Origin of the sequence: Bradyrhizobium sp. 45, from assembly GCF_023073155.1 — a bacterium.
Classification (GTDB): Bacteria; Pseudomonadota; Alphaproteobacteria; order Rhizobiales; family Xanthobacteraceae; genus Bradyrhizobium; species Bradyrhizobium canariense_D.
Map to the genome: position 1 here is coordinate 17,625 of NZ_JADPIX010000022.1, position 13,944 is coordinate 31,568.

The 13,944-nt window shown below is 60.5% G+C and carries 15 protein-coding genes and 3 pseudogenes; 15 read left to right on the forward strand and 3 right to left on the reverse strand.

Annotated elements, in window-relative coordinates; translation table 11 throughout:
• The first annotated feature begins 338 nt into the window (after window positions 1–338).
• Entirely contained in the window at window positions 339–770 is a 432-nt protein-coding gene (locus IVB42_RS03400; RefSeq protein WP_247368829.1) for a nuclear transport factor 2 family protein, read from the forward strand.
• Window positions 771–786: 16 nt separating this feature from the next.
• On the opposite strand, the gene IVB42_RS03405 is transcribed toward IVB42_RS03400, so the two are convergent.
• The gene (locus IVB42_RS03405; RefSeq protein WP_247368832.1) at window positions 787–1,017 is read right to left on the reverse strand and encodes a hypothetical protein; all 231 of its coding nucleotides are present in this window, start codon (window positions 1,015–1,017) and stop codon (window positions 787–789) included.
• A gap of 142 nt (window positions 1,018–1,159) precedes the next feature.
• On the opposite strand from IVB42_RS03405, the gene arr reads away from it, so the two are divergent.
• From arr to IVB42_RS03460, 11 genes and pseudogenes are all read left to right on the forward strand, one after another.
• Window positions 1,160–1,558, forward strand: coding sequence for an NAD(+)--rifampin ADP-ribosyltransferase (gene arr / locus IVB42_RS03410; protein ID WP_247368834.1), 399 nt, complete (start codon window positions 1,160–1,162; stop codon window positions 1,556–1,558).
• Between the two features lie 116 nt (window positions 1,559–1,674).
• The gene (locus IVB42_RS03415; protein WP_247469753.1) at window positions 1,675–2,196 is read left to right on the forward strand and encodes a DJ-1/PfpI family protein; all 522 of its coding nucleotides are present in this window, start codon (window positions 1,675–1,677) and stop codon (window positions 2,194–2,196) included.
• Window positions 2,141–2,395: a hypothetical protein gene (locus IVB42_RS03420; RefSeq protein ID WP_247469755.1), complete on the forward strand. Its 255-nt coding sequence runs from the start codon at window positions 2,141–2,143 to the stop codon at window positions 2,393–2,395. The genes IVB42_RS03415 and IVB42_RS03420 overlap by 56 nt, the downstream gene beginning before the upstream one ends.
• 251 nt (window positions 2,396–2,646) lie before the next feature.
• Window positions 2,647–3,048: a response regulator gene (locus IVB42_RS03425; RefSeq protein WP_247368839.1), complete on the forward strand. Its 402-nt coding sequence runs from the start codon at window positions 2,647–2,649 to the stop codon at window positions 3,046–3,048.
• Between the two features lie 91 nt (window positions 3,049–3,139).
• Entirely contained in the window at window positions 3,140–3,928 is a 789-nt protein-coding gene (locus tag IVB42_RS03430) for an alpha/beta hydrolase (RefSeq protein ID WP_247368842.1), read from the forward strand.
• Window positions 3,929–5,089, forward strand: coding sequence for a PAS domain-containing sensor histidine kinase (locus IVB42_RS03435; protein ID WP_247368843.1), 1,161 nt, complete (start codon window positions 3,929–3,931; stop codon window positions 5,087–5,089).
• 186 nt (window positions 5,090–5,275) lie between these two features.
• Window positions 5,276–5,626, forward strand: coding sequence for a hypothetical protein (locus tag IVB42_RS03440; RefSeq protein ID WP_247368855.1), 351 nt, complete (start codon window positions 5,276–5,278; stop codon window positions 5,624–5,626).
• Between the two features lie 153 nt (window positions 5,627–5,779).
• Window positions 5,780–5,980, forward strand: a complete 201-nt coding sequence (locus tag IVB42_RS03445; protein ID WP_247368845.1) for a hypothetical protein — start codon at window positions 5,780–5,782, stop codon at window positions 5,978–5,980.
• A 31-nt stretch (window positions 5,981–6,011) separates the two neighbouring features.
• The gene (locus IVB42_RS03450) at window positions 6,012–6,206 is read left to right on the forward strand and encodes a hypothetical protein (RefSeq protein ID WP_247368847.1); all 195 of its coding nucleotides are present in this window, start codon (window positions 6,012–6,014) and stop codon (window positions 6,204–6,206) included.
• 361 nt (window positions 6,207–6,567) lie between these two features.
• Window positions 6,568–7,452 (forward strand): annotated as a pseudogene (locus tag IVB42_RS03455) (PAS domain S-box protein); the annotation flags it as partial.
• Window positions 7,442–8,203, forward strand: a pseudogene (locus IVB42_RS03460) (ATPase domain-containing protein); the annotation flags it as partial. The pseudogenes IVB42_RS03455 and IVB42_RS03460, both read left to right, overlap by 11 nt.
• 437 nt (window positions 8,204–8,640) lie before the next feature.
• On the opposite strand, the gene IVB42_RS03465 reads toward IVB42_RS03460, so the two are convergent.
• The gene (locus IVB42_RS03465; RefSeq protein WP_247368849.1) at window positions 8,641–8,793 is read right to left on the reverse strand and encodes a hypothetical protein; all 153 of its coding nucleotides are present in this window, start codon (window positions 8,791–8,793) and stop codon (window positions 8,641–8,643) included.
• A gap of 64 nt (window positions 8,794–8,857) precedes the next feature.
• On the opposite strand from IVB42_RS03465, the gene IVB42_RS03470 reads away from it, so the two are divergent.
• The 3 genes and pseudogenes from IVB42_RS03470 to IVB42_RS03480 all read left to right on the forward strand — a co-directional run bounded on the left by IVB42_RS03470 (window position 8,858) and on the right by IVB42_RS03480 (window position 12,803).
• Window positions 8,858–9,160: a hypothetical protein gene (locus IVB42_RS03470; protein ID WP_247368851.1), complete on the forward strand. Its 303-nt coding sequence runs from the start codon at window positions 8,858–8,860 to the stop codon at window positions 9,158–9,160.
• A 1,088-nt stretch (window positions 9,161–10,248) separates the two neighbouring features.
• Window positions 10,249–12,433, forward strand: a pseudogene (locus tag IVB42_RS03475) (PAS domain S-box protein).
• Entirely contained in the window at window positions 12,426–12,803 is a 378-nt protein-coding gene (locus IVB42_RS03480) for a response regulator (protein ID WP_247370655.1), read from the forward strand. Before IVB42_RS03475 ends, IVB42_RS03480 begins: the two are co-directional and overlap by 8 nt.
• 460 nt (window positions 12,804–13,263) lie before the next feature.
• On the opposite strand, the gene IVB42_RS03490 is transcribed toward IVB42_RS03480, so the two are convergent.
• Complete coding sequence (locus tag IVB42_RS03490; protein WP_247370661.1) at window positions 13,264–13,638, reverse strand: hypothetical protein; 375 nt, start codon at window positions 13,636–13,638, stop codon at window positions 13,264–13,266.
• Window positions 13,639–13,944 lie beyond the last annotated feature (306 nt).

Below are 13,944 nucleotides of genomic sequence, written 5' to 3' on the forward strand. Positions count from 1 at the left end.
CCGGGCCGCCAAATGCAACCGGTCACGAGCGCTCCGTTGGCAGTCATTGACCCATCTCCTTGCCGATGGGTGCCGTGTTCAGGTGGGCCGCTACAGGACTTGATCGCGCGGACAGCGGCCGGAGGGAACCGTGGACCTCAGTTCGTCTTGATGCGGAGTCACCGGGGAAACATAGCATGACCAACAGCCCCCGTGTGAACCGAAGGCTTCTTGACTCTGCCTCGTCACCCCTCCGGTCGCATTGACCCCGACCTTACGAGAAGATCAACTATCAGACCGGCGATCGCATCAGGGTATTCAAGTCGGCCTGAACTGCAACTAGCGACACGGAGCCATCGATGCTCAGAACCTTGTTCACGGTCGCCTTCATGCTCTCTGTATCCCCGTCACTTGGTGCCCAAGAGAAGCTATCCGCCGAAAGTGCGAGCGCCAATTTTCAGAAGAATTTCGCATCCGCGTACAACCGAGGCGACGTCGACGCAATGGCGGCAGCATTCGCCGAGGATGCAATCAGAGTTACTCCTAGCGGAATCTTCCAGGGTCGCGATGCCATACGGCGAAGTTTTCAAGAAGCCCTAAAGATAGGACTGCACGACTACTCCGTCAGGCGTGTCGTATCTCGCACCGAAGGTTCGTTCATAATCAACGTCGGAGAGTGGCAGGCCAAAGTGGGCGATCAGCCCTTCCGCGGCTACTACAGCGCACTCCTGGCCGGCGATGGCGACGAAATGAGAATCATTGAGGAGACGGTTAGCATCGCGGCTCCATAGCGGTTTCGCAGGTAGCTCATTCTTTTGCTTTTGGCACCATTCGACCTTCATGCACCTCATGCGTTACGGCGCGGCTGTCCTCTGCAACCGGCAAACGCTTCACCAGTCGCTCACCGCACCAGAGCTCGACTGAATTGCCGTGCAGCATCTGCCTCGCCCAGACGATGGCGTCCTCGTCGTTGGCGCAGGCGAACGTGCGGGAGTTCTCGCGACCATTCGCATCAACGATGCAGGCTCGATATTGCATTCTCAGCTCTTTTGATTCGGCGGTTCAGCTCGACCGAACTGTAAGCACTAACTGGCCAAAATTTAACTCTTTTCGCTTCGTAACTTACGCCAGGCGCTGCCGCTGAGCGCGCGAGCCCAGGATCATTTTCGAGGTTTTTTCAATGAGCGGAACGAGAGCCTTCTACCACGGCACCCGGGCCGACTTGAAGCCGGGGGACCTGATCGCTGCCGGTTTCCGCTCCAATTACGGAAGGCGGGCTCAGGCTTCCTCGGTGTATCTCACGGGTACTTTGGAAGCAGCCATTTGGGGCGCAGAGCTGGCCCATGGAGACGGCGCGGAGAGGATCTACATCGTCAAGCCGACCGGAGAGATCGTGGACGATCCCAACTTGACCGACAGGAAATTTCCTGGAAATCCGACGCAGTCCTACCGGTCGCGCGAGCCACTCCGCGTTATCGGCGAGGTCAGCCAGTGGACCGGACATTCCGCCGAGCGGCTGAAGGAGATGAAGGACCACATCGAGCGGCTAAAGGAGGAAGGAGTGGAGGCAATCGACTGATCGTCGACAGAGATCCTCGCCCTCGCCTTCAGGTCGCAACGGAAAGCAGCCTGGCCTGACTTGCACCGTTTGAGGTTCTCGCCGGTCAGCGCCGGACCCTTCAAGGAGACTTTCGAATGGCAGCTTCTGTTGAGATCGCAATCCTTCTCTATCAGGGTGTGACGGCGCTCGATGCGGTCGGGCCTTGGGAAGTGCTGTCGCGCATTCCCGGGGCGAAGGTGCAGTTCGTCGGCAAGGAAGTCGGACCGGTGGTGGCGGAAGGCGGCGGACTTCTGCTCGGAGCCACCCACTCGATCTCGGAGACGATCTGTCCCGACGTGCTCGTCGTTCCCGGAGGCTCGACAACCCCGGGCCAGATGGTCGACGATGAGGTCCTCGATTGGCTGCGCAAGGTGCACCAAACCTCCAAGTGGACCGCTTCGGTCTGCACGGGAGCTTTGATCCTTGGCGCGGCGGGAATCCTAAAAGGGCAGCCGGCGACGACGCACTGGTACAAGATGGGCGTGCTGCGGATCATGGGTGCGAAGCCCAGGCCCGATCAGCGCGTCATCCGCTCTGGGGAAAGTCGTCACGGTGGCGGGCGTGTCGGCCGGCATCGATCTGGCGCTCTGGCTGGCCGGCGAGATTGCGGGCCGTGAGCGGGCCGAGGCCATCCAACTGGTCATCGAATACGATCCGCATCCGCCCTTTGATGCCGGTCACATCAGCAAGGCCTCCAAAGAGGTGCAGCGCCTGGCCAACAAGATGATGGACGACAGCATGCCCGCAGACCAGCGGCGGCTCGTTCCCAAGATCGCCTGGAATCGGTTTATCGACCTCGTCCGCACGGGGCGATAATGCCGGGGCCGGATAGCGCATGGCGGGAAGCCTTACTGAAGTTCGGCCCTGCGGAAGTTGCGTCTCCGGCCGAACGAACGGCGAATTGACTGCGGCTGGCACCATCGGCGAAGTCTGCGCCAACATTTTCGCTGATTCCTTGCTGAGCGCGACCCGGCGAGAAAAAGTGAACGCTTCCTCCTGTTCTACGTTGAGGCGGGTGACCTGCGTCATCGGGGTGCGGATGCCATTTTGACAGGAGATGCGAGACGATGCACCTGAGCAACTCCCACAACGGCGCAGAAAGATCGACCATTCTTCTGGTTGAGGATGAAGCTCTTCGCCGCGAGATGCTGGAAGAGACCTTGATCGAGGCCGGTTACAAGGTTGTTAGTGCCGCATCGGGCGAAGAGGCCGCCCATTTGCTCATCAGAACGCCCCCTCCGCGAGCTGTGGTCACTGACATCAATCTCGGCCGCGCCAGGATGGATGGATGGGGGCTGGCTCGCCTCGCACGCGAGAACGACCCAAGCTGCGGGATCCTGTACGTCTCCGCCGATAGCGCCCACCGATGGGCCTCCAATGGCGTGCCCCGCAGCATCCTCCTGCCCAAACCGTTCGCGCCGGCGCAATTGGTCCAGACTTTGTCGGATCTTCTCATCCGAACGGCATAGCTGCCGGGCGCCGGAAAAGGGATGCATCGGGGTTCAGTTCACCCTAGGTTTGTCGAAACGATAAGAACTGTCTCACGCTCAGAGGTGCCAAGTGTCGGTTGAGTTCCGCAACAACGTGCAAGTCCGCGGCCGCGGCGAGCGTGCGATGATGTTCGCTCATGGGTTCGGGTGCGATCAGAACATGTGGCGCTTCGTCACTCCGGCCTTCGAGTCAGATTTCAGCACGGTGCTGTTCGATCACGTCGGGGCGGGCCGGTCGGACCTCACGGCCTACGATCGCCAGAAGTATTCCAAATTGTCCGGCTATGCCGACGATGTCGTCGAGATTGGCCACGCGCTCGGGCTGAAGGGCGCGGTCTTCGTGGGGCATTCCGTCAGCGCGATGATCGGAGTTCTCGCTGCGATCAAGGATCCGACATTGTTCGAGAGCCTTATCCTTGTCGGCCCCTCGGCGCGCTACATCGACGATGGCGACTATCTCGGCGGTTTCAGCGCTCAACAGATCGAGGAGCTTCTTTCCTTTCTTGAAGAGAACCACATGGGGTGGTCGGCGCAGATGGCGCCCGCCATCATGGGCAATCCCGATCGTCCCGAACTCGGCGAGGAGCTGACCAACAGCTTCTGCCGTACTGATCCCGCGATCGCCAAGGAGTTCGCCCGGGTCACGTTCCTCTCCGACAATCGCGCGGACCTGGACAAGGTCAACGCTCGCACGCTGATCCTCCAGTGCAGCGAAGACATCATCGCCGGGCAGCAGGTGGGTGCGTACGTGCAGCGCAACATCCCGAACAGCAAAATGGTGGTGCTGAAAGCAACCGGTCATTGTCCCAACCTGAGCGCGCCCGACGAAGTCGTCGCCGCAATTCGAGATTTCGTCTGAGTGAACAACAATTATCCCACCGATAGCGATTTCGAAGACCTCTACGAAAACGCGCCATGCGGGTACCTCTCCGTTCGTCCGGATGGTCGCATCGACCGTGCCAATCGAACGCTGGCGGGCTGGATGGGCTACCAGCCCGACGACCTTCCCGGGATGCGACTGAGCGAGCTGCTCAACATGGCGGGACGGATATTCCTGGAGACCCATGTGGCGCCGCTGCTGCGGATGCAGGGCTTCTTCGACGAGTTCGCCCTCGATCTTCTCACCAAGAGCGGGGCACGGCTTCCGGCGATCGCCAACGCCCGTGAGCGGCGCACCGACGCGGACGCGCTCCTGTTCACGCGCCTGACGATCATGCGGGCCACGGACCGGCGCCGCTATGAGCGCGAACTCATCGACGCCCGGAAGGAAAGCGATGAGCTCAAGTCGGCGCTGGAAGAGCGTCTGCAGCAGGAGCGCGCAAACGCGGAGTTGCGTGAGCAGTTCATCGCCGTGCTCGGCCACGACCTGCGCAACCCTCTCGCATCCATTGCGGCCGGTGCACGGCTGATGCTCAAGGCCAAGACGCCGGAAGACGCGCTACGGCTCGAGGCCATGATGCAGAGCAGCGTCGGCCGAATGGCCAAGATGATCGAGAGCGTCATGGACTTGGCACGAGGCCGCCTTGGCGGAGGCATCTCACTATCCAAGTCAATTACGGCGATTGAACCCGTGCTTGACCAGGTCGTCGCCGAATTGACGGCGGCCCATCCGGAGCGCCGCATCGAAGCCAGCTTCGAGGTCGAGACACCGGTCTTCTGCGATCCGGCCCGTATCGCCCAGTTGTTCTCGAACCTGCTCGGGAACGCAATCAGCCACGGCGCGCCGGATCAGCCCGTGCGGGTCGAAGCTACCGCCAAAGCAGAGATGTTCGAGCTCTCGGTGGCCAATGGAGGTGCGGCTATTCCGGAGGAGGCGCGGACGCGCCTGTTTCAGCCGTTCTACCGAGGAAAGACGCACGGTCCTTCGCAAGGACTGGGACTTGGCTTGTACATCGCGGCGGAAATTGCCAAGGCGCATGGCGGCTCGATTGAGGTCGCGTCGTCCGAGACAGAGACCAGGTTCACGATGCGAATGCCCCTGGAAGGCGATGGGTCGCTCCGGCCGCATTCCGCTCCATAGAGCAAGCAGCACGCGGCGGATATTGCCCATACATATGATCAAGGCATGACGGCGAGTCCTCGGCGACAATCCGCGTGCATCGAGCGTTAGGAACGTATGCTGGCTTCTCGGCATCCTACTCTGGAATTCGTATGCTGCCTTTCAAATGAACGAGTGATTGTCGTGACTGGTTTTCATTACCTCAAGATCTTTCGGTGTCGGGCGTGCGGCGCTTTCTACCGAAGCTGCCAAGAGGCGAGACGGAAAAAAGGGGTGCGCCTGCTCCGGGGCTGGCTCACCCCACAGCAGCGATTGCAGTTTGACCGGAAAGGCTATTTCGAAGTGCTCGGGTCCGACAGGGGTACCCGCTACCGCATCCGTCATGGCACATCGGCCAATGTGCGCGAGGTCGATGCATCCGGTCGGCTAGGAATGGGATGGTGCTTTGTACCAGTTGGTGAGCTGGTCGAAGGAGACGTGATGCTAGTCCAAAAGATAGCCCTGGAGACGAACGAACTTGAGACGCTGGCCTTCGCCAAAAACTTCTATGGATGGTGACGTCGGCCGTCTGAGGCGCTCCATTCGCCTTCGTTTTGCCAATCGTGGAGCGACTAGGTTCCGTGTTCACTTGTGTACAAAGTGTCTCATCCTTAAATTACGGCTGCAGCAAGCAAGGATCGCGCTACCCGCCAACAGCAGGAGTTGCGCCATTTGGCTTATAGCAAACCCTTCGATATCGCCATCATAGGGGCTGGCGCAACAAAGCTGTCGGTCGTCGCTTTCGATCTGGAAAATGCGGAGGAGGCGTGCGCGGTGGGGAAGCGGATGGCCGAGACGACTGGGCGAACTGTCACCGTTCGGAATGCAGAAGGCGAGGTCCTCGGCATTTTTCCGGGCGCCAATAAGAACTAGGAACGGCCAACGGCGCTCGGGATTTGCGTACATGCCGACGTTCTTGTTCGACTTCACTGATGAGGCGGTGCCCCTCAAAGATGGGAACAGTGGTGGCTTGATCAAAGCCGACAGCCGTGAGCAGCAGATCGTTCAGGGAAGCGAGCCAGCGAACACCCAAAACGACGCGATCAGCAGCAGAACCGAACTAATCGATCACGGCACCCGGCCAGCCTCAAAGCCTTAGACTTCCTTTCCGCCCTCTCGCCCGATCACGGCGAGAGGGCCAAAGCCTCCCGGGGTTTATCTCAGAACCCTGCCGCAAGCCGTTGCGCCAACGGGCAGACCGGCCCGTGCGCCTCAAGACCGCGGAGCGTCCCAGGCGCAAGGCGTCGGACGATCGACTGATCTCACTCTGGAGCTCTAAGACGCCCTCAAGTCGTCGCTTCCCGACAACCATCGGGAGCGTTCTGTCTGCTGGGAACACCCCGCTCCAAACCACGCGAGGTTGCTCCTGAAGTGGGGGCAATCCTTCAACGAGAGCAAGAAGAGACGGTCGGCAGCACCGATGTGTCGCCGCAAGAAGTTCGCGGCTTGCTGGGAGGCTCATGACTGAAGACAGCGAACCTCAAAAGTCGGAAATTGCCGCGTGGCAGTGGCGGCAAATCGTCAACGGCGCGACTGATACTGCCATCATCACAACCGATCTGCAGGGGCGGGTCACCAGCTGGAACGCGGGCGCCTCGAATATCCTCGGGTGGGCTGAAGCGGAGATGATCGGCCAGTCCTTGAGCCGCGTGTTTGCGGAAGAGGATCAGGAGGCCCAGCTTGGTCGTGAAATCGCAGACGCGATGACAAAGGGCAAGGGCAGTGGCGAGGAAGGCTGGCGCCTCCGCAAGAACGGCTGCCGCTTCTGGGCTGTCGGTGAGCTCAGTCCTATCCGGGACAAATCCGGCGTCGTAGGATTCATCAAGATATTAAGGGACCGCACGGCCCAGCGCGATGCCGAAGAAGCCATCCGGGAAGAGCGCCACGCACTCGAAGTCCTCAATCGGGCCGGCTCGGCTCTGGCCGCCGAGACAGACATTCACCGTCTGGTCCAGATCGTCACCGACGCCGGCGTCGAACTGACGCGCGCGGAATTCGGGGCCTTCTTCTACAATGTGATCAACAACGCCGGCGAGAGCTACATGCTCTACACGCTCTCCGGAGCGCCCATTGAGGCATTCTCGAAATTCCCCATGCCCAGAAATACGGAGGTGTTCGCACCCACGTTCCTAGGGCAGGGCATCGTTCGTTCTGACGACATCACCAAGGATCCGCGCTACGGGAAGAACTCGCCCCGCAAAGGGATGCCTGAAGGTCACCTGCCGGTCCGAAGCTACCTCGCTGTCTCCGTCATATCCCGGACGGGTGAAGTGCTCGGCGGTCTGTTCTTCGGGCATGCTCGGACCGGCGTGTTCGATGAGCGCTCGCAGCGCGGCCTTTCGGGACTTGGGCGACTTGGTCCCGAGCGGCAATCATGAATTGGACACGCTGCTGGGTGGTGGACTTGAGCGAGGCACGAACGCTCTTTTGATCGGAGCGGCAGGCGTCGGAAAATCGTCGATCGCGCTGACTTACGCGATCGCGGCTGCCGAACGCGGCGAGCACGCCGTCATCTTTGCCTTCGATGAAGGCCAGGGCACCACGAAAGCGCGCGCCAAGACGCTCGGCCTGCCCTTGGCAGATGCCATCGAGAGCGGAAGAATTCGGATCGAACAGATCGATCCAGCGGAGCTGGCGCCTGGGGCACGTGCGCAAGGCCGTCGAGATCGACAAAGCCCGAATCATAATAATCGACAGCTTGAACGGCTATCTCAAGTCGATGCCCGACGAGCGGTTTCTTATTCTTCAGATGCAAGAACTGCTCCAGCTATCTGGAGCCAGCTTGGGGTGCTCACGATCCTGGTGCTGGCCCAGCACGGCCTTGTCGGTCCGATGGATACGCCGCTGGACATCAGCTACCTCAGCGATGCAGTCCTGATGCTGCGCTATTTCGAGTACGATGGTTCGGTCCGTCGTGCACTCTCCATTGTGAAGAATCGCAGCGGCAATCACGAGCACGCGATCCGCGAGTTCAGGTTGTCGGAAGAGGGCGTCAAGCTCGGCCCTCCGCTCAAAGGATTCAGCGGGATCTTGACAGGAACGCCCGTCTATCGTGGCGAGGAAGCTCCCCTGCTCAGCGACGGCGATGGCCGTTAACGCCACGATCGTCGATGTGCTTATCCTCGCCCGGTGGGTCGAGATGCGCTCGCGTGCGCCAAGTTGGTCGAGCAGGCAGGCCTCTCCTTTCGCGTGTGTGGCGATGTCGCCGATCTGACTGTGCAACTTCAACGCGTGGCGGACGTGGTGCTGATTGCCGAGGAGGGGCTCTATGGCAAGGCTCTCGATCCGTTGGCGGCGTGGGTGTCGGCTCAACCGCCCGGGTCGGATAATGCCGTTCGTCGTGCTCACCAACCACAACGAAGGTGCGCGGTTCAGCCAATTCCGCAGCGAGCTGGTCCGCCGGCTCCGCAACCTTGCATTTCTCGAGCGGCCGCATCTCGCTGCAGACGGCGGTCTTGACGGCGCAGCGCGGCCGCGCGCGCCAGTACGAAGCTCGCGCCTATCTGGAAGCGCAACGGCGCTCCGCTGAAGAGTTAGAGCGTCTTGTCGCGCAGCGCACCGCGGCCTTGGAAGAAGTTAACGCACTTCTCCGGGCAGAAAGCGCGGAGCGCGAGCGGGCGCAAGTGGCGCTCCTGCAATCCCAAAAGATCGAAACGATGGGCCATCTCGTCGGCGGGGTCGCGCACGACTTCAACAACCTCCTCATGGCGGTCATGGGCAATCTCGACCTGCTCACGAGACGCATAGGGGATGATCCCCGAAGCAAGCGGTTGCTGGAACGGGGCCCTCGAAGGCGCCCGCCGGGGTGCCACCCTGATGCAGCGCCTGCTCGCATTCGCGCGTCGCCACGCGATGCCGGGGATGACCGGCTGGGATCTCGCCGTCTCGTTGAGGGCGCGTGATTCTCAGCTACCGATACTGCTGGCGACCGGTTATGCGGATATCGAAGGCGAATTGCCGATAGAGCTTCCGCGGCTTGCGAAGCCGTACACACAGGAGCAGCTCTCGCTGGAGATTGCCGGGCTTTTGAAAGAGCGGAAAAATCGAGAATAAGGCCGACTAGTGCCACGAATGCACGGGCCTTGGTTGGAGGCGAGCGCAGAGGGACTAGATAGGCGCCCGCTAAGCAAATGAGCGGCCTTCGTTGTGGCCTCTTGGACGTTGCGTCCTGAACACAAGGACCAGAGCGCTAAGTAGTCGCTTGAAGCCTTGCTAAGTCTCAGCAGAAGGGCCGCTGCTCAAGAGCAGCGGCCCTGCCGGGTTTGCAATAGATTCGAAATGAAAGGTCTTAACCAGCCCCGGTTAGGCATCCTTTTCATTGCCGAATGTTCCCGCCTTTACATACTTGAATCTTGGCATATTCCTTTCCGAACCGAATTGGGCCGGCGCGGAGAATCAGGCAGGACTACAAGAAGCGGGCGGAACCGTATGCTTCGTGTGCGCGCTGAAGGCGTGCAGAGATCGCAATACCGCTCTGGTCATTGGCTGCCGCCTGCCTCGTGGCATTCAGCCTAGCGGGCGTCATTTCCATTGAAAAATGCCCGAACTGAAGGCCGCAGCACAACAACGGCCCTTCCCTTTTGGTCCTGTCTACTTGACGCTTCGCGTGGCGGTTTAGCGGAGAACAATCGGCATCGCAGCATCGCGATACCATCGACGGCTCAACGTGCTTGGATTTGAGCAGCGGACCTAACTTTAGCCCTGAAAAATCTGATTGCACTGGATGGAACACTGAGTAAAATATTGTACATCGTAGAAGCGCTCATGATGCTGGCTATAGCGGAGTATCGCCTCTATCGCTAAAGAAGGGCACATTCAGGGCCCCCCCGTGATCGTCGAGTGCGAAGACGATGACGCTGCCGTTGTCCAAGCCAAACAATATGTGGACGGCGTCGCGATACAAGTATGGGACCGCGCCCGTCAAGTAGCCGTATTGCCGTCCGTAGATTGAGGCCGGCCAAGTTTGCGGGCGGCAGCTTCTCAGATGTGGCGCTGACTTGCCGCCGTACTGCGGAACCAAATGGCGGGCCATACGTTAGGTTAGGTTCGGCGGGCCGCAGGGGCGTCCGCCCATGTTCATTTCAATAGGCGAGGCCCGCATCGGGCCGTCGCTCCTCTCGCCCCCGAGAGCCGAGCGCCTCATGTCAAACGTCGAAGAATTCCCGTTTTCCGCGCGCCAAAAGGCCCACGGAGTTCGAGGCGCTGGTCGCGGCCGGCCACGCCGCGCTCGATGCCATTCCCGGCGCTGTCTATCTTTGTGACGCGGACGGATTGCTCGTCGCCTACAACACCGAGGCCGTGGAATCTTGGGGGCGAACACCTGACCCTGCCAAGAAGGAGCGCTTCTGCGGTTCGCATCAGCTCTACCTGGTCGATGGAACTCCGCTTGCCCATGCCGACTGTCCCATGGCCGCAGCGGTTCGTGTGGGAACGCCCACACGCAATGCCGAAGTGATAATGGCACGGCCGGATGGCTCCCGCTTTTCGGCCCTGGTCAACATCCGGGCGTTGCGCGATCATTCTGGCCGGATCCAGGGTGCCATCAATTGCTTCCAGGACATCACCGGACGCAAGCAGGTGGAGGAGGAAGTCCGCCGGAAGACGCAGGATCTGGAGGACTTTTTCGACAACAGCGCTGTTGGTCTTCATATCGTCAGCGGAGAGGGGATTATCCTTCGCGCCAACAAAGCTGAAATGGATCTGCTAGGTTACGAGCCCGAGGAGTACATCGGCCGCCACGTTGCTGAGTTTCATGCCGACGCGCCGGTGATCGGCCATATCCTTCAGCGCCTTTCATGCGGCGAGCCGCTCGACCGTTATCCCGCGCGGCTGCGGGCGCGTGACGGCTCCATCAAGCATGTGCTGATTACGTCGAACAGCCGCATTGTCGAAGGCAAGTTCGTCAACACGCGCTGCTTCACCACAGATGTCACTGAACTCCGTATTGCGGAAGAGGCACGGAACGCTAGTGAAGCCAGGCTCGCGGCAACTTATGAGGCCGCCATCGTCGGCATCGCTGAGACCGATCAGAGCGGGCGCTTCTTGCGGGTGAATGATTCCCTCTGCCGCATCACGGGACGCTCGCGCGACGAATTGCTCGGAATGACCTTCTTCGACTACACCGATCCCGACGACCAGGCGGCGGATGCCGAACTGTACGTCCGGCAGGTCCGCGGCGACATCGAGAACTACACCACCCGCAAGCGGGCATTGCGGCCCGACGGATCCGTGCGTTATCTTGATATATTCAGCTCGTCGGTGCGGGATTCGGGAGGACGCTTCCTTTATGGCGTGCGCGTTGCCCAGGATGTCACCACCACCAAGCAGCTGGAGGACCGCCTGCGCGAGGGCGAGCAGCGGATGCGCGATCTCCTTGAGGCGTTGCCGGCGGCCATCTACACGACGGACGCCGAGGGTCGCATCAATTTCTTCAATCGGGCCGCGGTCGAGATGGCGGGTCGGACGCCGCAGCCGGGCGACGAGTGGTGTGTGACCTGGAAGCTCTATTGGCCAGATGGCACGCCGTTGCCCCACAACGAATGCCCAATGGCCGTCGCGCTGCGCGAGAACCGTGAGGTCCGCGGTGCCGAAGCCGTGGCCGAACGCCCCGACGGCAGACGCGTACCATTTATCCCTTATCCGACGCCCCTGCGAGACGCCGCGGGCAATCTGGTTGGCGCCATTAACATGCTGGTCGATATCAGCGAGCGCAAGCGCGCCGAGAACGCCCAAAAGGTGCTTATCGACGAGCTCAACCATCGTGTGAAGAACACTCTGGCCACCGTGCAGTCGCTTGCGAACCAGACGGCTCGCCACGCGGGCGACCTGCAGGAATTTCTGCCGACGTTCACTGGACGGTTGCTTGCACTGGCCCGCGCGCACGACCTGCTCACCAGGCGAAACTGGCAGGACGCACCTTTCGAACAGCTGGTCCACGACGTCGTCGCTCCGGTGTCAGGTGGACGGGTGGTGACAGAAGGGCCTCACGTCGATCTGGACGCGCGCAGCGCACTGAGCATCACCATGGTGCTGAACGAGCTTCTGACCAACGCCGCGAAGTACGGCGCACTCTCGGTGCCCGATGGGACTGTGTCCTTCACTTGGCGGCTTGGCCCAAACGAAGTGTCGCAAAATGCGGTGGAATGCGAGTGGCGCGAACGCGGCGGTCCCCCGGTTTTGCCGCCCAAGCGGCGTGGCTTCGGTACGCGACTGATGGAGCGGTGCCTAGAGCATGACCTCGCGGGCGAGTTCGATCTGGTGTTCAAGCCGGAGGGCACCCGCTGCCGTATGGTGTTTCCCGTAGCGGCTGCCGCGTCCAATGGTTGAGCTGTCCGGCGCAAGGGCTCTCCTGGTCGAAGACGAGGGCTTGGTGGCCCTCATGATCGAAGACATGCTCGAGGAACTAGGATTGAAAGTGGTCGCCTCGGCCGCTCACGTGCCAAAGGCATGCGAACTTGCCACCGCGGCATCATTCGATGTGGCGCTTCTCGATGTCAACCTTGCGGGCGATTTGGTTTTCCCGGTGGCGCGCATCCTGCGCGCACGGAAAATTCCCTTCCTGTTCAGCACGGGCTACGGCGGGCCGCCGCTGGAGGAGGAATTCAGGAATGCGCCGGCGATCGGCAAGCCGTTTTCCATCGACCAATTAAAGGAGCAACTGCAGATTATTCTGGCGCTCCCGCAGAAGCGCGGCTAGGCTCTCTTCACCGGAGAGAATCCGCTAGAAGAACACGATACCCGGCGACCACATCGGCAATGCCGCAAGTTTTTGAAGACAGGAAAAGCCGTCCTAACGAGGCGGCTTTTTCGATACGCCGGCGCGATCCGTCCGGACCGGTGGTACTTCCCCATCCAGCCATTGCTGCTCTTCGGCCAAAGACCGCCACGCCCGTTCCATGCGCCGGTACCGCTTGTAAGCCGGGCTATCCCTGGACGGCTCTCCTTCTGCGAGCATGGCGCAGTTATCGGCGTTCTCCTTGTAAATCTCTGATGGCGTCATTACGGGCTCCTTCGCCACGAAAATAGTCCAAAGCCGTAAAATTTCGATAACCGGAATGCAGCGCCGAAACGCTACTCAAAGGACGATTGAGAAAAAATGCAAATCTTCCGCCGGGAGCGCAGGAACGAATTCAAAGGCGAGACGAACCGAAGGGCAACTAGCGCTTCGACTTCTTACCTTTTTTCGGAGGCTTTTTTGGTGCAAGCTTCTTCGCAGTTTTCGTTGACGCGCGTTTAGTTGATTTTTTGGGAGCGGCTGTCTTTGCGGCCTTCTTCGGTGCCTTGGCATCTTGTTTGGCAGTCTTCTTCGGACGGGACGCTGTCTTCTTGGCCCTTGCTGCCGCAACTCTCTTGTTGGCTCTCATAGGGGCAGGGCCGCGCTTCTTTCGAGTGAATAGCGGAGCTGGCGTGGTCGCGGCGTCGGTCGCCTCCGGCATGTAGACTTGTTCGTTGGTGGTAGCCGCAACCGCTTCGGGGCCTGGCTTGAGCGCTTCCGTGGCTGCTGCCGAAGCAGTGTCCACGATCTCTGTCACCGCGTCTGAAATCCTATCGAGGAGAGCCTCCCTGAGCCGGACGAGAATAGCTCATTTTGCCTTCAGGCGGGAGCGGTCTTTGGCGTGGACAAATGTTATTCGACGCGCGATTTGACGCACGATGGGCGCCGAAGGTTTGACCCGCCCAGCACTGACGAAGCTCTTAACCCATCACGAGAATGCTCCTCACGAGCGGGGTCAATGTTGGGCTCTGACGCATATTCGATGATCGTGATTGTTTTTATGGCGCGCCAATCAGCCTAGCCTGAAGGAGATCGAGCTTAGCGCGCCCGTACATTTGCCGTT

What these genes read in the sequence shown, in the direction of transcription:
- IVB42_RS03400 (WP_247368829.1), top strand. Translation starts at nt 339, where the DNA reads ATGCTCAGAACCTTGTTCACGGTCGCCTTCATGCTCTCTGTATCCCCG.
- IVB42_RS03405 (WP_247368832.1), bottom strand. Translation starts at nt 1,017, where the DNA reads ATGCAATATCGAGCCTGCATCGTTGATGCGAATGGTCGCGAGAACTCC.
- arr (WP_247368834.1), top strand. Translation starts at nt 1,160, where the DNA reads ATGAGCGGAACGAGAGCCTTCTACCACGGCACCCGGGCCGACTTGAAG.
- IVB42_RS03415 (WP_247469753.1), top strand. Translation starts at nt 1,675, where the DNA reads ATGGCAGCTTCTGTTGAGATCGCAATCCTTCTCTATCAGGGTGTGACG.
- IVB42_RS03425 (WP_247368839.1), top strand. Translation starts at nt 2,647, where the DNA reads ATGCACCTGAGCAACTCCCACAACGGCGCAGAAAGATCGACCATTCTT.
- IVB42_RS03450 (WP_247368847.1), top strand. Translation starts at nt 6,012, where the DNA reads ATGCCGACGTTCTTGTTCGACTTCACTGATGAGGCGGTGCCCCTCAAA.
- IVB42_RS03470 (WP_247368851.1), top strand. Translation starts at nt 8,858, where the DNA reads ATGATCCCCGAAGCAAGCGGTTGCTGGAACGGGGCCCTCGAAGGCGCC.
- IVB42_RS03480 (WP_247370655.1), top strand. Translation starts at nt 12,426, where the DNA reads ATGGTTGAGCTGTCCGGCGCAAGGGCTCTCCTGGTCGAAGACGAGGGC.